The sequence below is a fragment of the Oceanobacillus sp. CAU 1775 genome (genome assembly GCF_054482815.1).
Genome location: NZ_JBTLRO010000004.1, coordinates 87,294 through 106,208 on the forward strand (window position 1 = coordinate 87,294; position 18,915 = coordinate 106,208).

General features: G+C 33.8%; 22 protein-coding genes and 1 pseudogene. 20 read left to right on the forward strand and 3 right to left on the reverse strand.

What is annotated here, in order from left to right; translation table 11 throughout:
* Positions 1-618: 618 nt before the first annotated feature.
* The 7 genes from ACXYMZ_RS08340 (at position 619) to ACXYMZ_RS08370 (ending at position 5,457) form a co-directional block, all read left to right on the forward strand.
* Positions 619-858, forward strand: a complete 240-nt coding sequence (locus tag ACXYMZ_RS08340; RefSeq protein ID WP_458947936.1) for a BhlA/UviB family holin-like peptide — start codon at positions 619-621, stop codon at positions 856-858.
* Positions 859-860: 2 nt separating this feature from the next.
* Positions 861-1,268, forward strand: coding sequence for a hypothetical protein (locus tag ACXYMZ_RS08345; protein WP_458947937.1), 408 nt, complete (start codon positions 861-863; stop codon positions 1,266-1,268).
* A 14-nt stretch (positions 1,269-1,282) separates the two neighbouring features.
* Positions 1,283-2,557 (forward strand): GLUG motif-containing protein, encoded by a 1,275-nt coding sequence (locus ACXYMZ_RS08350; protein WP_458947938.1) that lies wholly within the window; start codon positions 1,283-1,285, stop codon positions 2,555-2,557.
* 29 nt (positions 2,558-2,586) lie between these two features.
* The gene (locus ACXYMZ_RS08355; protein ID WP_458948172.1) at positions 2,587-2,832 is read left to right on the forward strand and encodes a hypothetical protein; all 246 of its coding nucleotides are present in this window, start codon (positions 2,587-2,589) and stop codon (positions 2,830-2,832) included.
* A 20-nt stretch (positions 2,833-2,852) separates the two neighbouring features.
* The gene (locus ACXYMZ_RS08360; protein ID WP_458947939.1) at positions 2,853-3,278 is read left to right on the forward strand and encodes a hypothetical protein; all 426 of its coding nucleotides are present in this window, start codon (positions 2,853-2,855) and stop codon (positions 3,276-3,278) included.
* Positions 3,279-3,357: 79 nt separating this feature from the next.
* Positions 3,358-4,221 (forward strand): SU10 major capsid protein, encoded by an 864-nt coding sequence (locus ACXYMZ_RS08365; RefSeq protein WP_458947940.1) that lies wholly within the window; start codon positions 3,358-3,360, stop codon positions 4,219-4,221.
* Between the two features lie 432 nt (positions 4,222-4,653).
* Positions 4,654-5,457 carry a hypothetical protein gene (locus tag ACXYMZ_RS08370; protein WP_458947941.1) on the forward strand — a complete coding sequence of 268 codons (804 nt, stop codon included), beginning with the start codon at positions 4,654-4,656 and terminating at the stop codon, positions 5,455-5,457.
* A gap of 73 nt (positions 5,458-5,530) precedes the next feature.
* Here the strand turns inward: ACXYMZ_RS08370 and ACXYMZ_RS08375 are convergent, their stop codons facing one another.
* The gene (locus ACXYMZ_RS08375) at positions 5,531-5,665 is read right to left on the reverse strand and encodes a hypothetical protein (RefSeq protein ID WP_458947942.1); all 135 of its coding nucleotides are present in this window, start codon (positions 5,663-5,665) and stop codon (positions 5,531-5,533) included.
* Between the two features lie 509 nt (positions 5,666-6,174).
* Between ACXYMZ_RS08375 and ACXYMZ_RS08380 the strand changes: the two genes are divergently transcribed.
* The 11 genes and pseudogenes from ACXYMZ_RS08380 (at position 6,175) to ACXYMZ_RS08430 (ending at position 14,326) form a co-directional block, all read left to right on the forward strand.
* Positions 6,175-7,002: a helix-turn-helix domain-containing protein gene (locus ACXYMZ_RS08380; protein ID WP_458947943.1), complete on the forward strand. Its 828-nt coding sequence runs from the start codon at positions 6,175-6,177 to the stop codon at positions 7,000-7,002.
* A 53-nt stretch (positions 7,003-7,055) separates the two neighbouring features.
* Positions 7,056-7,229 (forward strand): hypothetical protein, encoded by a 174-nt coding sequence (locus tag ACXYMZ_RS08385; protein WP_458947944.1) that lies wholly within the window; start codon positions 7,056-7,058, stop codon positions 7,227-7,229.
* A complete protein-coding gene (locus ACXYMZ_RS08390; RefSeq protein WP_458947945.1) occupies positions 7,229-7,621 on the forward strand; it encodes a hypothetical protein in 393 nt (130 codons plus the stop codon). Before ACXYMZ_RS08385 ends, ACXYMZ_RS08390 begins: the two co-directional genes overlap by 1 nt.
* Before the next feature lie 18 nt (positions 7,622-7,639).
* Positions 7,640-9,223, forward strand: a complete 1,584-nt coding sequence (locus tag ACXYMZ_RS08395; RefSeq protein WP_458947946.1) for a DNA packaging protein — start codon at positions 7,640-7,642, stop codon at positions 9,221-9,223.
* Between the two features lie 103 nt (positions 9,224-9,326).
* Positions 9,327-10,649, forward strand: coding sequence for a phage portal protein (locus ACXYMZ_RS08400; protein ID WP_458947947.1), 1,323 nt, complete (start codon positions 9,327-9,329; stop codon positions 10,647-10,649).
* A gap of 675 nt (positions 10,650-11,324) precedes the next feature.
* Positions 11,325-11,525, forward strand: coding sequence for a hypothetical protein (locus tag ACXYMZ_RS08405; RefSeq protein WP_458947948.1), 201 nt, complete (start codon positions 11,325-11,327; stop codon positions 11,523-11,525).
* A 109-nt stretch (positions 11,526-11,634) separates the two neighbouring features.
* On the forward strand, positions 11,635-11,955 hold the full coding sequence (locus tag ACXYMZ_RS08410) for a hypothetical protein (protein WP_458947949.1): 321 nt from the start codon (positions 11,635-11,637) through the stop codon (positions 11,953-11,955).
* 13 nt (positions 11,956-11,968) lie between these two features.
* Positions 11,969-12,556, forward strand: a complete 588-nt coding sequence (locus ACXYMZ_RS08415; protein ID WP_458947950.1) for a hypothetical protein — start codon at positions 11,969-11,971, stop codon at positions 12,554-12,556.
* Between the two features lie 170 nt (positions 12,557-12,726).
* Positions 12,727-12,843, forward strand: a pseudogene (locus ACXYMZ_RS08420) (HesB/IscA family protein); the annotation flags it as partial.
* Between the two features lie 39 nt (positions 12,844-12,882).
* Positions 12,883-13,578, forward strand: a complete 696-nt coding sequence (locus ACXYMZ_RS08425) for a Crp/Fnr family transcriptional regulator (protein ID WP_458947951.1) — start codon at positions 12,883-12,885, stop codon at positions 13,576-13,578.
* Between the two features lie 232 nt (positions 13,579-13,810).
* Entirely contained in the window at positions 13,811-14,326 is a 516-nt protein-coding gene (locus tag ACXYMZ_RS08430; protein ID WP_458947952.1) for a CarD family transcriptional regulator, read from the forward strand.
* 308 nt (positions 14,327-14,634) lie between these two features.
* Here the strand turns inward: ACXYMZ_RS08430 and ACXYMZ_RS08435 are convergent, their stop codons facing one another.
* Entirely contained in the window at positions 14,635-15,627 is a 993-nt protein-coding gene (locus tag ACXYMZ_RS08435; RefSeq protein WP_458947953.1) for an NAD(P)/FAD-dependent oxidoreductase, read from the reverse strand.
* A gap of 217 nt (positions 15,628-15,844) precedes the next feature.
* Between ACXYMZ_RS08435 and ACXYMZ_RS08440 the strand changes: the two genes are divergently transcribed.
* Positions 15,845-16,156 (forward strand): YuiB family protein, encoded by a 312-nt coding sequence (locus tag ACXYMZ_RS08440; protein ID WP_458947954.1) that lies wholly within the window; start codon positions 15,845-15,847, stop codon positions 16,154-16,156.
* Between the two features lie 66 nt (positions 16,157-16,222).
* Here the strand turns inward: ACXYMZ_RS08440 and ACXYMZ_RS08445 are convergent, their stop codons facing one another.
* On the reverse strand, positions 16,223-17,590 hold the full coding sequence (locus tag ACXYMZ_RS08445) for a sigma-54 interaction domain-containing protein (protein WP_458947955.1): 1,368 nt from the start codon (positions 17,588-17,590) through the stop codon (positions 16,223-16,225).
* A 315-nt stretch (positions 17,591-17,905) separates the two neighbouring features.
* On the opposite strand from ACXYMZ_RS08445, the gene ACXYMZ_RS08450 reads away from it, so the two are divergent.
* Complete coding sequence (locus tag ACXYMZ_RS08450; RefSeq protein ID WP_458947956.1) at positions 17,906-18,910, forward strand: proline dehydrogenase family protein; 1,005 nt, start codon at positions 17,906-17,908, stop codon at positions 18,908-18,910.
* The last annotated feature ends 5 nt before the right edge of the window (positions 18,911-18,915 follow it).

The following is an 18,915-nucleotide window of genomic DNA, read 5'->3' on the forward strand; positions in this document are numbered from 1 at the left end:
TAGTCATTTAGGGAAGGAAATGTATAGAGCTTAACATATATTTTAAAAAATCGTGAGAACCGTTGATATGTCTAAGGTTATGACAGTTAAATTTAATGGTCGAGATAATACCACATTAGGGGAAGAAAGTTTCTGATGGGTGTGACATAGTTTTAAGTGAACTCTTAAATGTGTTGCTACCATTGACTAATAGGTAGTTATTTAATGGTCGAGATAAAGTACATTAGGGGAATAGGTAAGTGAGGGGCGTTTCATTTTCTGTAATAACCATTGTAAAGCTAGGTGTCATATGGCTTATCAGAGTTCGTGAGATAATAGTCATTAGGGGAAGAGTTAGGAAATATAGAGATGTAACGCTTTAGGTGATATGTTTCTTAATAGGTGTGTAACAATTCGCTTTAAGTATTCAAATTTATTGAATATTTACAGGGGCTTGTTACCCTGATAATAATAGAATCGTATTTTATTGTTATCCTCCTTAAATTATAAACCTTGGTCGAGATTCACGTCTTGACCTCTACTTTTTGATTGAGTAGTCATTAATTTGGCTACTCTTTTATTTTTTTTACTCATATTTATTACTCATATATATTACCTGATTCAAGGAGGTGGATAAATGTGGATTTAGCAAGTGTTCCAATTGATATATGGATTTCTCAAGGTGTATTCGCATTACTATTTATATGGCTATTTATGGATAGTCGAAAAGAAGCAAAACAACGAGAAGATAAATTAATGAATCATTTGGCAAAAACAACAGTGACATTAGATGTATTATCTTCACGTATGGAAAATGTTAATACTAAAGTTGAAAGCATTGATACGAGATTAACAGTATTTGAAAGAGAGGAGAGATAATTATGGCAGAAATTACAGAAAAGGCGTATGAAAGTATACGAGCACATCTTGTTGAAACTATTACTAGAGTTGAATTACAAGATGAATCAGGAGAACAGATATTAAATCGTCCAATAGCAACTGATGACAGATTTACATGGATTCACCCTACCAAAGAGGTTCAAACAGGTTGGGACGATTTGGGTAATCAAATCTATAGTACTATTCCTGACACAGATACATTGCAATTAGAAATGGTGATTAAGGGGTCAGATAGTAATTTAACGTTACCAGTTACATTCGCACAATCAGTATTGTCTAGTGATACGGAAGATTTTTCTGTTGAAGCATTTGAACCATTTTCTATGACGCAGGCAGACGATCAAATTACTATTGTCCATAGCGTTGAAGTTCCAAAGGTGAAAGTATAAGGGGGTTGGTTTAAATGGCAACCTTAATTCGTACACCGCAGGATTTACATAATGTTAGGAATAATAAATCAGGAACGTTTGAACTAGCCAATGACATTGATATGAGTGAATGGGGTAATTGGACACCTATTGGTGGCTCTAGTTCAAGTCAACGATTTAGTGGAGATTTTGACGGTAAAGGGTACAGTATTAAAAATATTACGATTCAAAATCATTCTTATAACAGTATATTTGGTTATATGAGTGACGCTAAAATTAGAAATCTAGGTGTAGAAAACGCTCTATCGGAAAGTAGTAATAATCATACAGGTATCTTGTTTAGTTATTGGAATGGAAGGGACGGTGTTGTTTCAAACTGTTATACCACTGGAACAGTAAGTGGGGTAAACAACGTCGGTGGATTAGGTGGATATATATATGCTGGTAACGTAGAAAATTGCTATTCTAACGCAAATGTCAACGCAAGTATTGGTGGAGGACTAATAGGAAGAATGTTAGCTTCTGATTCCACGAGTGTGAAAAACTCTTACTCAACTGGAAGTGTGGTAATTGAGGGAGATTCGACGTATTTTGGTGGATTGATAGGTAATGGTGGAACTTCTGATAATGTAACTAATTCTTATTGGGATATTGAAACAAGTGGTATGGATACATCACATGGTGGAACAGGTAAGACAACAGCAGAAATGCAAGATCAATCAACATATGCAGGTTGGGATTTTGATACTGTTTGGGCAATGAATGATTATCCTTATTTGCAAGTAATAGGTATTCCTACACCTCCTGAAATTCCATCTAAACAGGAATCAAGAGAAGTCAATTCACATGTAAATGAGATTCATTCTCAATTAGAAATTGAATTACCATTATTACCACCAAAATCTATAAATGTTGAAGTAAATAGCCACCTATCATCAATATTGGGTTCTAGTAATCGTCATGTGTCCACTCTAGTAAATGTCGAGGGTAATTCTTCACGAATCTACTCAAACGTCGTAGTGAGCATGACAGGGGCTAATAAAGAGATACGTCATATTTCTAGTCATATTAATGTGATAAGTAGCAATGTTGTTACAGAAATCATACGACAACCAGTATTTGTCACTAGGCAAGCACTAAGTTTTGTCAATCCTATTCATACACAATTAGATATTAATTCCTCAGTGGCTACAATTCCAGTTGTGGCTTATTTGAGTGTAATTGAGAATCCATCTATGACATTTATTGATAAGAATAAATCACATACGGTTTATATTAAGAATCCAACAAGTATAGAGGTGATTGAATGATTTATTCGGGAGATACGGTTAGGTTGAAAGTGTACTTTAAATCAATCACAGGTCAATCTGTTGACCCTACTGATGTAACCTTAACGATTTATGACACTACCGAAGAAGTTATTGAGCAATTTGAACTTAATGAAGATAATCGGTCAGAGGTGGGTGTTTACTTTTACGACTATGTGACACCTACAGACAAGGATACAGTGGTTTTTGAGTACAAAGGTATACATAACAGCAACCCAATTATTGTTAGAAACACATTACAAATTAAATTTAATTAATCAAAGGAGAGATTTGAATTATGTCACAAGAAACTTTTACAGCCGAACAGGTACAGGAGCAATTGGAGAACGCTAAGACAGAATGGCAAACACAAGAGTTGAATCCACTTATTACTGAGCGTGATGATCTTTTACAGTATAAGCCAAAGGATAAAACTGATGAACAGATTGCCTTTGAACAACAACAAGCAGATTTCTTTACTCAGAAAGTTGACTTTGAATTACAAAAGAGTGGCTTAACAGCTTTCAAAGACGTTATCAAAGTGGAGAATGAGGAAGAATTGAATACTGTTGTTGAAGCTCTAGGTCAAATCGTTAAACAAGTGAAGTTAGATTCTGGTTATGTTCCAGACAATCACTTGAAAGATAACGAATATGACAAGTTTGAAAAAGAAGGTAACGTTTCAGGAATGATTGGAAGTAAATTAGCAAGCTTATTCAAATAATACGTGGCTATTCGTCACTGATTATACATAAAACACAAAAATATTGGGTAGCGACCTAACGCTAGAGGAGAATATATAAATGTTTACATCAAATAACTTTACAAACGCAGAACAAATTTCATTGGCTCAGGAAATCGCTAAAATTGGTCAACAAAATACACCATTTACAAGCTTATTAATGGCAAAAGGCGTAGAGAAAGCAACTTCTACAATTTACACATTCAGAGAGAAAGCTTTGTCACATGATGAAGATATTTCTGCTGAGGAAGGTGCAGACACAACTGAATTTACAGCTAGTGCAAGACGTGAGTTAAACAACGTACTTCAAATCTTCAAAAAAGGTGTATCTATCTCAGGTTCGGCTCAAGCTATGAAATCAGGTCAATTAGATTCAGAGGTAGCTGATAGATTGCTTGAATTAAAGGTAAATATGGAAAGAGCACTAATCAACGGTGTTAAAGATGATGGTTCAGTATCAGGTATTCGTAAGATGGCTGGCTTGATTTCTCTAGGAGATGAAACAAATGACGTTGCTGTTACTGGTGATGTTACAGAAGATACGATTAAGGAAATGGCACGTAAACTTTGGAATCAAGATTTAGCTACTGGTGAGATTTACGCATTAGTAAATGCTGATATTAAAGAGCAAATTGACGCTATCTACAAAGATCGTTACAACTACAACCATGTTACTACTAACTTTGGTGCTATCGCAGACAGTGTAAACACTAACTATGGTGTAGTAAACTTTATTCTTTCTAAGCACGTTCCTGCTGATAAGATTGCAGTATTTAATGATAGCTATGTAGACCTAGCTTACCTACGTGAACCTTCATTTGAGCCACTTGCTAAAACTGGTGACAGTGTTAAAGGTCAAGTGGTTGCAGAGAGTACACTAGCTGTTAAATCACCTAAAGCTGTTGGTGTTGTTACAGTAGCATAATTAAAAATAAATAACTTTGAGGGTATCCATTGTGGGTATCCTCTTAGTTAATTTAATCAAGGAGCTATTTAAGAAATGAATGAAAAGGAGATTTATCTAATCAAACGTAGACGGAAGAAAATTAGCCAATTTGAGTTGTCGGAAATATTGTCATGTTCACAGTCACTTATTAGTCGCTATGAAAAAGATGAATGTACCATGTCAGACAACAAGATTGAGAAGTATAAACAATATATAGATAATAAATAATTAAAAACATAATCAGAAAGTAGAGGTGAAGATGTGAAAAATACATCATAAACCATTTCCTTGACCGTTCAGTAAATAAAAATGCAATGCTGAACATAACTAAGGTCATGGAATGGCAGGAAGAATACTAAGAAGTTAGCCGAGTAAGTTGGAAATGTGAAGATTGATTCTTTCACATAAATTATGAATAAGAAATTAAGAGGTATGTTCCCTGAATGGTGTTCAGGAGATGAGCAATATGCAACAGTATTAACCAATGATATTGATAGTTTAATAGGTTGTACGATTGAAGAACAGGTTAAAGGTAACAAGGTCAATTATTTCTATGACTTTGAAGCAATGTATGTTCAAGACAAGGATAATGAATTAGAGAAACTCGGCATTGATTTAGCATGGACAGATGGAAAGGTTTTTGACAATCATGTGACACGTATCAGAAGAGGTGGACACGTAAATCCTGAATCTGCAAACTTAAACTCAATCTTGAACGTGTCAAGAGATAATTACTTCAAGAAATTTACTATGTCTACAGCTATTATGATGTGGTCGCTATATGATTTACCATTACCATCTACCACTTTAGGAAAGATGGTTTTACTATCCATTGACGTTGGATTTAAAGGTCACTATGACGAACGTTTTCAGGAAGTCCATTCTCGTTATCTACAACTATTAGGGTATGACGAATTAATTAACCTACTGAATGAAACAGATATACAAGATTATTATGATCTTATAAAAGAGTATAAATTGTATAGTCATATAGAGTTAGATGATAAAGGTCAGTTACAAACAGAATTACCACTTACAGAACTGTCAGAGATACTAGAATTAGAGTTGAAATTGCCTACAGATACATTCTCTCTACAAGAAGAATACAAGAACATAGGTAGACGTGTACAGGGTAATGAAGGGAATAAGTTGAATGACAGTGTAATCAGTTTCGCATTGACCAATAAGAATTTTTATAAATATACAGTTAGTTAAGGAGAATATATATGATAGTAAAAAATGAAATGCTTTTCTATTGTTACAGTAAAAAATTGAGTGATTATATTTATCACAATTCAGGAATCGTACCGTTGACAGTAGCGATTAATCCGAAGTCAGGTCGTACTTTTTCGTTATATAGCAAGTCGCCACTTTTACAAAATTGCTTAGATAAGTATAAAGAGGAAAGTAATAAGTAAATCATTGCAGAAATGTGTGTATATAGGAACGTTGATAACCTTGACATAACAAGGTTTATGTTGTAAAGTTAATTATATTGTGTATATTATACAGTTTCATATCAGTGCTCGTGCATTAATGTGTGTATATAGGTATAGAAACATTCTTTACCATTGCAGAAATGTGCATGAATAGGTATATATAGATAAAGTCGCATTATTAACCAATAACCTTTATATATAAAGGTTTATAGTTATTTTAGTGTATAAACGCCATTGCAGAAATGTGTAAAATAGTTAGTTTAATGACAGTTTATGTTGTAGAAATGTGTCCATATAGGTATATAATTAATTAAATTAATAAGATTAATAAATGAAAGTAATATTCGTTGGTGCAAGTGTACCACTTTACCCAATGGTTAGTTACTTGTAAACCTTTAGTTCAAAGTCAAAAGAGTAGGTCAAGTTCAAGACCAATGTGCTGTTGTCTGTTGTTGTCTATTATATATTATTTTAAAAGAAGGAGAATCGGAATATGTTATTAAATAATTTTGCATTGTCAAGTATGAAGGTTAAGTCCAATTGGTTTGAAGGTGGAAAGCAATCTGTTTTTCAACAAATGGGTAAAGAAGAGGGTTTGAATCTGTATATTCAGTTGTTTAGATTTAGACAACATCAGATGATGGGTAGTCAGAAGGGGAACTATGAGAATCATGTGTTTCGTGTAACTATTGGTGAGTTGAAAGAGTATACTAAGATTGGTTACAAGAGTAAGTTACGTAACCATCAAGTGTTAGATTTGTTGAAGTTATTGTCTAAAGCAGGTGTTATTAAACTACATAAACCTTCACGTTGGAGCTATTTGTTAGATGATGATGGAAAGGTTAAAGCAGATAATATCATTGTGTTACAAGCTACAGATGTTCCACAGACACACATTGGTAAGAATGAAAATGGTCAAGATGTAGATAAGCCAGTTGATGAGAATGAGGATTGGTACATTCCAGTAAACTTCAACATGGTTGATTACATTTACAATGATCTTGGCTTGTCGTCTAAGGAGATGACCGTCTACTTGTTAATGTTAAAGCTATCGAATGGTGGTAGAAAAGAAGCGTTCATTAACATCAATACTATGAAAGAGTGGTTAGGTTTTAGCAATGATACAATCATAAACATCTTGATTACGTTGAATGAGAACTACTTGCTAGTCACTAACCCTAGACACCTTGGTAAAAAGGTTAGTTTCTACCATACACCAGTCCGTTCACACAATCAGATTGAAATATTTAAAAAAGAAAAAGAAAATGATGTCAAAAAGTTTCTAAAACGATATAAGCGAAAAGAGAAGTCCTTAACTTAGGTTAGGGGCTTTTTTTATTGTCAAAAACTAATCAAAAATAGGAGAGATAATCAATGGAAAATCAAAAAGAAATTATCATAAAAGATAGGTCTAAGCAACTTGAGAGATATATGCTACTTGAAGAATTACATGTACAGGCACAACATAACTTAAACAAACCAATTACTGTTAAAGAGAAGTTAAATAATTTTACTAATAAAATAATATCAATGGTTGGTGATAGATAATGCTTTTATTGGAGGACGCTTTACGACAAATTGGTTGGAAAAAATCTGAATACTTTAAGTGGAAATTTGATATTCGCTATGACCAACGTATTCCTAAGAAAACGGAAGAAGAATTAATGAAAATGTGTGAAGTGAAAACTATGAATAGCTTTATTTCATGGGAGAGAAGTCACGAATATAAGGCACTTCTACAGTTGTATTTGGACTATAAATCTACTCAGGACTTTGAAGATATTTATAATTTGGTTTCAAGTCGTGCTAAGGAAAATGGCGAGGATAAGGACGTGAAACTTTTTCTTCAACTAAGAAAAGAAATCAAGGACAACAACAAGATTGTCAAGGATATATTTAAGAAGGAAGAAACAGTGGAAGATGACGGATTAGTATTATAAAGAATCGGGTGATAATTAATGGTCGCATTGACAACAAAACAGAAGTTAAAGAAAATAACTCAATCGTTCGAACTCTTTGCTAAGAACTTTATTTATATCGTAAATACGCAGAATGAAACTGTTCCTATGAAGCTAAACTTGGCACAGCAAGAGCTTACTGAGTTGATGGATAGTAATAGGTATACAATCATAAATAAGGCACGTAGAGCAGGAATATCCACTCTAATGCTTGCAAAAGCTTTGTTTGAAGCTGTTACAAAGGAAAACCAATCTATTATTATTGTATCTTATGAGGGTGATAGTGCTAAAGCGTTATTTAACATACTAAAATCTATGAATGATAATTTACCGAGGGATAAATACCCTGATCTGTTTGCAGAAACTAGACGTGACAATAAGTCAGAATTGCTGTTTTGGAATGGGTCAAGAATCGTATCAACTGTCGCAGGGTACAAGGATATTGGACGTGGTATGAGTATAACGTGGGCGCACTTATCAGAGTTTGCGTTCTGGAATGGTAGTCAGGAAGAACAACTATTATCCATTGAACAGGCACTTGTAGATAATGGTCGTATCAGTATTGAAACAACTTCTAATGGTATCGGTAACTATTATTATGAGTTATATCAGAAAGCTAAGCGTGGTAATTCTAAGTATAAGAGTTACTTTGTTCCTTGGTATCACCCATTTTATCGTGAAAGTAAGAAGGGTGAATATGATGAAGCTGAGCAATGGTATAGAGCTAAATATGGTAAACGATTGGCTAAGAGGGATTTAGAAGGTGATGATAAGCGTCTGCATGAACAAGGTGCTGATTTAAGGCAATTAATGTGGAGAGATTACAAGCTACAGGATATGAAGATTGAGGAATTTTTTCAAGAATTTCCGAGTAATGATATGCAGTCATTTATAAGCACAAATAAATCAGTGTTCTCACAAGAGAAGGTATTAGAGCGTATTGATTATGTTATGCCTGATATTCCATTGAAAGAGTTAGACGTTGTTCCTGATAGCTTGCAGAAGTACATAGGTAAAGAGTTAAAGATATTCCATGAGTTCAATCCTAAGATCAAATATTATTATGCAGGTGTGGACGTGGCACATGGTTCTGGAAACGGTGACGCAAGTACTATCACAATCATTAACGAGGAAGGTGTGGAAGTCGCTTCATTTGGAAGTAACAAATTACCAGTTTATCAGTTTGTTGATGTTCTCTATGACTTACTCATGTGGTATGGACAACCCATGTGTGCTATTGAACGTAACAACGTAGGAATCGTGGCTATCGAGAAATTACGTGATGAATACCACTACATGAACTTGTATAAGGAGAAGTTATTTGACCAAAAGGGTAAGCGACGTAGCCAGTTAGGATTCACCACGTCACATACAAGTAAACCAGTGTTATTGGAGAAGTTTAAAGAAGCATTTGAGTTAGGTTATATCCTTATTAATGACGTGGAAACGCTACAACAAATGCAAATCTACCAGAATGTGAACAATAAGATGGGTAACAAGCAAGGTGAGGGTAATCATGATGACAAAGTTATTAGTGCTGCACTCGCCAATTTAGCCAAAGACAGTAACAAGTGGTACATATAAGCGTCCTAGAACGAAACAAGACAGACAACTGTACGCAAAGTCGTTTGTAATTGTGCTCTAGGGCGTTTTAGTGACACATAAATTGATAGAAAGGGTTGATATAGTGGAATTACAAGAGTATATAAATGGTAGATATGATGGACAGTTTAAGAAGTTTGTAGAAGAAGAAGTAAATCGTGTTTCTGCACAAACACACATAAGAGATATTGTCGGTATTAAAGAGTATCTAGGTAAGAATCTACATAAGGTTAATACACGTCCTAATGAAACATTTAACGGTCAAGATATTGAGGTTGAGAGGATTACACTTAATTATGCTAAGACAATTATACATTTTAGCGTGAATTTCTTGTTAGGTGGAAGTCCAGTTAAATTAGCAGGTAAGGAAGATGTTGTTAAGGAGATTAATCGCTTATACAAGAAGGGGAAATATAGTAAAACGGACTATAAGATTCTCAATGACATGATTCGTTATGGGGAAACGTTTGAGTACGTATATTATAAAAATGGGAAGGTATTAAGCCAGATTATTGATCCTAGTGAAGCTTTTCCTATATATTCACCAGAAACAAACGAAATGATTGCCTTTATTCAATACTATCATAGTGATTATACGGACTACTATGTTGTGTATACAGATGAATTGGTCAGAAAATACAATAATTCACAAGGGGAAGATATAGCATTAGTTAGTCAATATCCTAACTTTACTGGATTACCTATTCACTATAAAACAGAGAATGAAATGGATAGTACACGTGGGTTCAGTGAGTTGAATGATTACATAACAATTATTGATTCAATGGAGCATTTACTCAGTAAAGCTGTAGATGGCTATTACAGACATATCATGGGTACACCTGTTAGTATTGGTCAGAATCTCACAAATGTAAATATTCCGAAACATGGAAATAATGGTGTAGGATTAGCATTAGATGACGACGGGGACTTCAAGTATGTTACCAATCCATTCAGTCATTCAGCATTCAAGGAGCTCTATGGGACGTTAAAATCAGCATTGGGAGATATAAGTAGTTTACCTAACGTGTTGATGAATGGTGGCAGTACAATCAGTAACGTTGGTGATGTAGCCATTGAGAGTATCTTCTACTTGGCATTGATCAAAGCTAATTTGAACAGTAAGTATCTTAAAGATGGATTTGAATTAAGATTAGAAAAAATGAGAGATGTGTTAGAGATGGAAGGTGTTACGTTTGATGATGAGGACTTTGAATCAGTGTCGTTCGTATTCAGTCCTAACATGCCTAAGAACATGAAGGAATTAACTGAGATTATGAAAGAGTTATATGCTATGGATTCAATCAGTAAGGAATCTATATTGGATAATGTAAGCTTCATTGACAAGGTGAGTGAGTTGGAACGCTTGGCAAGTGAGGGTGGTAAGCCAGAGGATAGTGGGGAATAAACCTAGCGATATTTCATGCTTGCTGTTAATGGATATTTGAATGTATTGAATTAAAGATAAGTGTAGAGTTATCAAGGATAGAGTGATGGAAAAGTAATGTTGAAACTTTTTTGCCTGTTACGTTAGTGATAATGATTCTCAATTAGAAAAATATAATTTTACACAAGAGCCATTGTATTCTAGTGTAATTTAGGTACAATTTAGCAATGTCTATATAAGAGTAATTATATGGACATATATTTATTTATTATCACAGTGATATTTACCATAAATTAGGTAAAAATACATGGTTACTATTAGTTAGTAAACATAACCACGATTATGGGCAGTTAATTATCTGATTTTCCAATTTATTTTTATGATGATTGGAAAAAGCCAGCGATATTTAGGGAGTTCTGTTATGCACATGTTGAGAATATGTAGTAGGGAAAGTGGAGTAAACGCATGGAAACAGCTATATGGGGCTATTAGATAGGTTGTAGTGATTATATAACATTCTAACCCCCTATTGCAAGTTTGACCCCTAGCATACCAAATTTGTATCGCCCAGAAAAAAACAATAATGACTATATCTGTTTAGTATTCTATCAATAAATTGTTGTTTGTGGTAAAATAGTCATGACACCATAGACATACTATCCTTTATGAAACTTTGCAAAATATAGGAGGGGTGTTATGACTTCATTCTTAATCTTTGTCCTTTTAATAATAGTAACGTTAATTATTCTAGCGTCTTATAGTGACGCTAAAAAGAAGAATGAAAATATGAATTGGGTAGCTACTATATTAGCAATTATCCCCGTCGTATTATTCTTAGGATTTTTTATAATTGTAAATATGTACGGTACAAGCGACGATTTTAGAATGTATAAATAATAAAGTGAAATAATGATACGTTTCAAACCTAAGTCATCTATAATTGGTGGCTTTTTTTATTGGCTAAAATAAGGAGGTTTTCACAATTAATAATATCCAAAGATTAGAAATGGAAACAAAAGGAATGAAGCTAGATCAATCAGAATTGGTTATCTACTTACAGGAGAATGAACTATCTCCACATGAACAATACAATCCTCAATCGGCTACAAATAAGCGTAATATATATCGTTCTGCATTGTCTGTATTAGAATCAATTGCTAACTCACCTAAAACACTCAAGAATGTAAAGCATGAGGATATGTCTGTGACTGACTTTGCTACTAACATTCAGAATAGGATTGACCAATTGGAATATAAGATAAGAATGTTAAGGACAGACGAACAAGCACAATTAAACTCTAATACATTCATGTTGTTTGATAAATAAGGGTGGTGATTACATGATAGAAGAATCATTCATTGAAATGATAGAGGAATTTGGTACGTCAATGTATCTTAATGCTGAAACTACACCACGAAAAGTATTGTTATCTAGTCGTGGCATATCTAAAATGGAAGTAAACTTTGATGATAGAGTAGCACATACTGATTTCCCAATTAAGCGTGGGGATATATTCACTTATGATGATATTAAATATCTTGTATATTCTGATGTTAAGAATAAGCGTGGTCATGAATATCAGTCATTGATACGTCCTATGGAGAATATTATTACATCTACTTATATGACAGAAGGCGTCTATGAGTATGATAGGTTAGGCAATAAAGTGTGGATTGAAGAACCTACTGAGGTTACTGTTGAAGTTCCTTGTATTGCTTATCAGAACACTACAGCATTATCTACCAATCAAATTGTAACTCTACAAGATGAACTCACTGTTATTGTCCAAGATAATGAAGCAACTCAATCAATTGAAATGATGAGTGAACATCAAATATTAAATAACCGTTATAAAGTGGAAGGTATTGATTTGTTGCAGTCAGGTATACGTATAATTACTATGGGTTGGATTCCAAATCCTGCTTAATTAAGCTTAAATCTCTTGCATTATACTCAAATGTTGGGTATGATTTAGTTAATTACATTATTGACTAAGAAGGTCAAGAATAACAATCCTCAACGTGATTAACAATCGCTATCAACTAATAATAATACCTCGTTTAACATTGATACACTAACCTTTAAGGGCGTTTGACCAAACAGAACATGATGGGTGGAGGGTTTAGTATAGACAATCCGAATGCTATCGTATCATGTGGTTGTGGATCATCTTTCCGTCCAAAAGATTACTCAGGCCCTATAGAAAAATGCTAAAGAAATAAAGCACATTGTAATTTGAGAAGGGTGAAGGTGTTGGAAGAAACAGAAAGAATTGATATTAATCACTTATGTGTAGCCAAAGTCCCGTTTTTTAATCACCTAGATTACGATGAAATGATGAAAATCACCATGAAAAGTACACATAAAAACTTTAAAAAAGGTGAAATCATCATTCATGATGGAGATCCACTAGATTATTTGTATATTGTTCATCAAGGCAGGGTTAAAATATATCAAATTTTTAGTTCGGGAAAAGAACAATTATTACGCATTCTTGATCCAGGAGAGTTCTTGGGTGAAATGGCGTTATTTACGAAAAAAGATATGGATAGCTATGCTGAAGCAATGGAAAAAACACAAATCTGTGCGATTCACCGAGATGACATGCAAGATTTGATGAATGAATATCCAACAATTGCAATTAAGATTCTAGAGCAGTTTAGTAATCGTCTGGATATGACAGAAAAACTTGTTGGAGAATTAAGCTCGAAAGACGTAGAAATGCGAACCGCAACATATCTTGTAGAACTCGCTGAAAAAAGTGAAGTATCTGAGATTGTTTTACCGATGAGCAAGAAAGAGTTGGCATCTTTCTTGGGAACGACTCAAGAAACCATTAGTAGAAGACTGTCTACCTTCCAATCAAAAGGATGGATAGAGCAGATCGGTCATCGCAACATAAATATTTTAAACATGGAAGCATTAAAAGAAGCAAGTATTGCAGAATAAATAAGTTATTTGATTTTCTATCGCTATGCCATTCAATTAGAATGCATGGCGATATTTAATTTTTATACCCGTAGAGTAGGTTCAAATATAGAATTAATAAAAAGAAATAAAATCGAAAACCCACAATTAACGGAATATTGAATCATATAAAATAAAGTGTTGACAACATATTTTATTTCATGTTATAATATTATATTTGACTAAATTTGGTCTTTGTGTTATACTTAATATAATGAAAAGTGGAGGCGATAGATTGTATAAAGTTGATGATTATATTTTTTATCCAATGCATGGAGCGGGCAAGATTAAAGCGATAGAAGAGAAAGAAATTCGAGGAGAAACTCAAGCATATTATATTATTAATATGTTGATCGGTAATATGCAAGTGATGATTCCTATGAACAAAATAGCAAACTCGAATATTCGTCCTATTATGGATTTAGATGAAGTAGAGGAAGTTGCAAAGAGTTTTGAGGTTCAAGAATCAGACAAAAATTTAACGTGGAAAAAGCGAAACACAGCAAATGTGGACAAGATTAAATCTGGTAAACTGAAAGCTTGTGTAGAAGTTGTGCATAGTTTATTCCGCATGCAAAAAGAGGACAAACTTAATTCCACTGAAAAAACGTTGTTAAATCAATCAAAAGAGTTTCTTCTAAGTGAATTAAAAGTAGTTGAAGGAATGAATGAAACATTAAAGGGCAAATTTATGTCAATTCTCACTGAGAAACGAATAGTATTATCCTAAATCATTCAAACTTTTTATAGGTTTGTTCGATGAAAGGTGTCCCCTATTTAAGAAATCCATCTGATATTATTTTTTAAAAAATATTGACCTCTTTTTTCACCCGCTATGAACCATCTCATAAGGTGAATCCGCAATTGTCTAAGACTTATAAAGTAATCCCTACAGCTTTTATTAGTTGTAGGGATTTTGTATTTTGATTTGATGCTTTACCAAGAGATAGAAATTTGTCTCTAAGAATTATGTTTATCATAATATATTAAAAAGCTAAGAGAATAAGATTCTCTTAGCTTTTTAGTCTGTCTTGTATTCTAGAACATATCCATATCTGTGGAATGTCTAGGTTGTACTCTTGCTTTGGGATCCATGTAACGCATGGCGTTATTCACAGCCGTTGGACCTTCACCGAATCCAATGGCAATTAATTTAACTTTACCATCATATGTTGTTATATCACCAGCTGCATAAATCCCCGGGATATTTGTTTCCATCTTTGTGTTAACGACAATACTATTCTTTTCAATCTCGAGTCCCCAGTCTTTAATTGGACCAAGAGAAGAGATGAAGCCGTAGTTACAAATGATATCATCTACTTCAACAGTGATTTGCTTTTCACCTTTAACTTCTTGGATTAAAAGCTGGTTAATTTTATCTGAACTTGTAATCCCAGAAGCTGCATAAGGTGTAAGTAAATCGACAGTTGAATTCTTTAACTGTTCTACACTATGCTCATGCGCTCTAAATTGATCTCTACGATGGATAAGTGTCACCTTTTTGGCGATTTTTTCAAGCATTAAAGCCCAATCTACAGCAGAATCTCCGCCACCTAAAAGCACGACATTTTTATCTTTAAAACGATTCATGTCTGTAACATGATAATGTAAATTTATGCCTTCAAATGATTCGCTATTATCGATATTTAAACGGCGTGGTGTGAATGCACCATTACCCGCTGTAATAATAATCGTTTTTGTATAGTGAATTTCACCATTGTTTGCGATCATTTTAAATGTATCGTCATCTTGACGCTCAACCGTTTCGATAGCTTGTTCAAGTACTATTGTTGGATCAAAATATTTCGCCTGTTTTTCTAAATTCTTAACCAGATCTACTGCTTTAACTTTAGTAAAACCTGCAACATCATATATATATTTCTCTGGATAAAGTGCTGCTAATTGGCCACCTATTTGGGGTAGACTTTCAATTAATTTTACCTTTGCTTGTCTCATACCACCGTAAAAAGCGGTAAAAAGACCAGCCGGCCCAGCACCTATAATCGTAATATCATAAAGTTCTTCTGACACAGAAATTCCCTCTTTTCGCTCAGTATATATGCATCCAGTACTAATCCTATCATAAATCACCTTCATTCGTTAAGAATCTAGCTTGATTTTTCTATACATATTGATGAGGGCTAGCAATGAAAAGATGGAGGGAAGGCTGTTTACCTTTGCTTTTCGTTGCATTTCATATAAAATAGATTTTGGATATATTTTAGTGAGAGCGAAGGGAGTCACCTCAGTGATACAATTAGTAGTTTCTGTCATATTATATTTCGTCATGTTCTTTGGAGTAGCATTTATTCTTAACATGCTCCTACGTAGAACGTGGTTAATGTCTGTCTTATACCCATTTGTTGCAATTATAATTATTGATGGTATACCGTTTTTTGATTACTTTACAAACACAAGCGAATCTTTCCAAATGCTAGGTGAAACATTTTCAAAGTTAACGCTTGTTGACTATATCATCATGGGTGCGGGGTTTCTTGGTACAGTAGTGTCAGGTTTTGTTATAAAATTATTAAGAAAAAGTGGTTACCGCATGTTTTAAATGTAAAACTTACATAACGTATAAAAACCCGCTGACAATCTTTTGTCAGCGGGTTTTTAAATGGATCTATGATAAATCATATTTTTTCATTCGATTGTACAGTGTTACTCTTGAGATACCTAACCTTCTTGCTGCATCAGACTTGTTTCCGTTTGTAAGTTTCAGCGTGTCGCGAATCAATATCTTTTCTACGTTTTCTTTTTCATCAGCAAGTGTAGTTGTAGATACAGGCTGTTGAGGGATGGAATGAAATAGGTTTGGAAAGTATTGTTCAAGGTCTTCTGTTGTAATGAAGGATTTTTCCGCAAGAATAATCAATCTTTCCATCATGTTTTTTAGTTCTCTAACATTTCCCGGCCATTCGTATTTTAATAAAAAATAGAAGGCGGTTGGATCAATTTCAGGTACTGGTATTTGATACTTCAATGCAAACTGATCGAGAAAGAACTTAGCTAAGAATGGAATATCGTCTACTCGATTTCGGAGAGGAGGCATTGTTAATTGAATAACGTTTAACCGATAATACAAATCTGAACGAAACTTATTATTGTACATCATTTCTACTAAATTTTGATTTGTAGCAGCGATAAAGCGAACATTTAATTCCCGCCCTACAGAGTCTCCAATACGATAAACTTTGTTTTCCTGTAAAACGCGTAATAATTTTACCTGCATGTCTAGTGGTAATTCTCCGATCTCATCTAGAAATAAAGTACCTCCATTAGCAGCTTCAATCTTCCCAATTTTTCCTTCTTTTGAAGCGCCAGTAAATGCACCTGCTTCATATCCGAATAACTCACTTTCAAACAATGCTGGCGGAATAGCGCCACAGTTAACTGGAATAAATGATTTGTGATTGCGATTACTAGCTTCGTGGATTGCCCGTGCAACAACTTCCTTACCAGTACCGCTTTCACCAAGGACTAATGTAGTAGCATCTGTCTTTGCCGCTTTTCTTGCGGTTTGAATGGTATCTAATAATTCTTGACTCTTTCCCTGCAAACTAGAGAAAGGGGATTCTTCATTAACTGTTTTAACTTTCATACGAAGTTCGTCTAACTCTTTTGAAGTTGTTTCTAAATTAGCGTTTAACTTTACAATATGTGTAATGTCTCTTTCAATAGAAACACTTCCAATTAAGTTATTGTGGTTGTCGAATATAGGTGAAGAGTTAACTAGTACATGCATATCAGGCCTTGGCTTATGATAGATGTTTCTTACGGCCTCTTTCTTTTCTAGAACGGTTAGTACCATTAAATTTTCCGTTTCAAAAAAGTCTGTAATTGGTTGGTTAACAATTTCAGAGCTAGGTATATTATATGTAGAAGCTGCTGCATTGCTCCAGTAAACAACTTCTTTCTTTGTATTAATTACGGTTATTGCATCATCTTCCGTGTTTAAAACAGCTTCCAAAATATATTTATTTAAGTCCATCTCATTAAACCTCTAATCTGTAAACATACTGTAAAGCAATTGTATAATTATTAAACACTTTTGTAAAACGAATTGTATTTTCCGCTTAGGAGACAAGTTCATCTACCGATAAGAAAACTTTTTTCATCTTGCTAATTCAACATTTTATTAGAAAACAAGCATATAATCTAATAGTTGGCACAGTATTTGCTATAATATAGTAAGAGAAGTAATGTTTTATATATAATGAAAGCCCTTTCACCTACTCATATTACTATTTAGAAACATTACATTTCAAACAACATAAGAACTAGAGGGAAAAGGAGAGTCAACTTAATGGCAAATTTAACAAGAGATTTTTTCATCGCATTATCAAATAATAAAATATTAAATACGAATGCTAAGAAATATGGTTTTCGTTTAGGTGCAGAGAAGTTTGTAGCTGGTACGAACATTACAGAGGCTGTAAATGTAATTAAAGAATTAAATGCACATGGCATTAGCACAACACTTGATAATCTAGGGGAGTTTGTAGAGGATCGTGCGGAAGCTACCGAAGCGAAGGACCAAGTATTAGAAGTACTTGAAAAAATAGAGACAGAAAACTTAAATAGTCATATCTCTGTAAAGCTAACACAATTAGGATTAGATATAGATACAGAATTTTGTTTAGATAATATGAGAGAGATTTTACAAAAAGCGAAAGAGAATAACGTATTTGTTAATCTTGATATGGAAAAATACATTCATTATCAAAAAACTTTAGATGTTTTACAAGAACTACGCAAAGACTTTGATAATGTTGGAACTGTTATGCAAAGCTACTTATACCGTACACTTGATGATTTAGAAGATTTAAAAGATGTTAGATTACGAATTACAAAAGGGGCTTATAAAGAATCAGAAGAGGTTGCTTACCAGTTAAAAGAAGATATTGATGCAAACTATCTTGAAGTAGTAAAAACTAGGTTGCTAGGAGATGCTTTCACATCAATCGCAACTCACGACCACAATATTATCAATGAAGTGAAGAAATTCGTCGAAGAGAATAATATTGATAAAGACAAATTCGAATTTCAAATGCTTTATGGCTTCCGTATAGAAATGCAGTATGGTTTAGCTGAAGAAGGATTCAACTTCTGTACTTATATTCCATTTGGTGACGATTGGTTTGGTTACTTCATGCGTCGTTTAGCAGAAAGACCGCAAAACGTTAATCTTGTATTGAAAGATACATTCTATACAGAAGATAATACAATTAAAAAAGGTCCATTAGTTGCTGGTGTTGCCGCATTAGCTTCTGCTGCTTTCCTAATAGGGCGTAAGACTAAAAAGAAATAAAACAT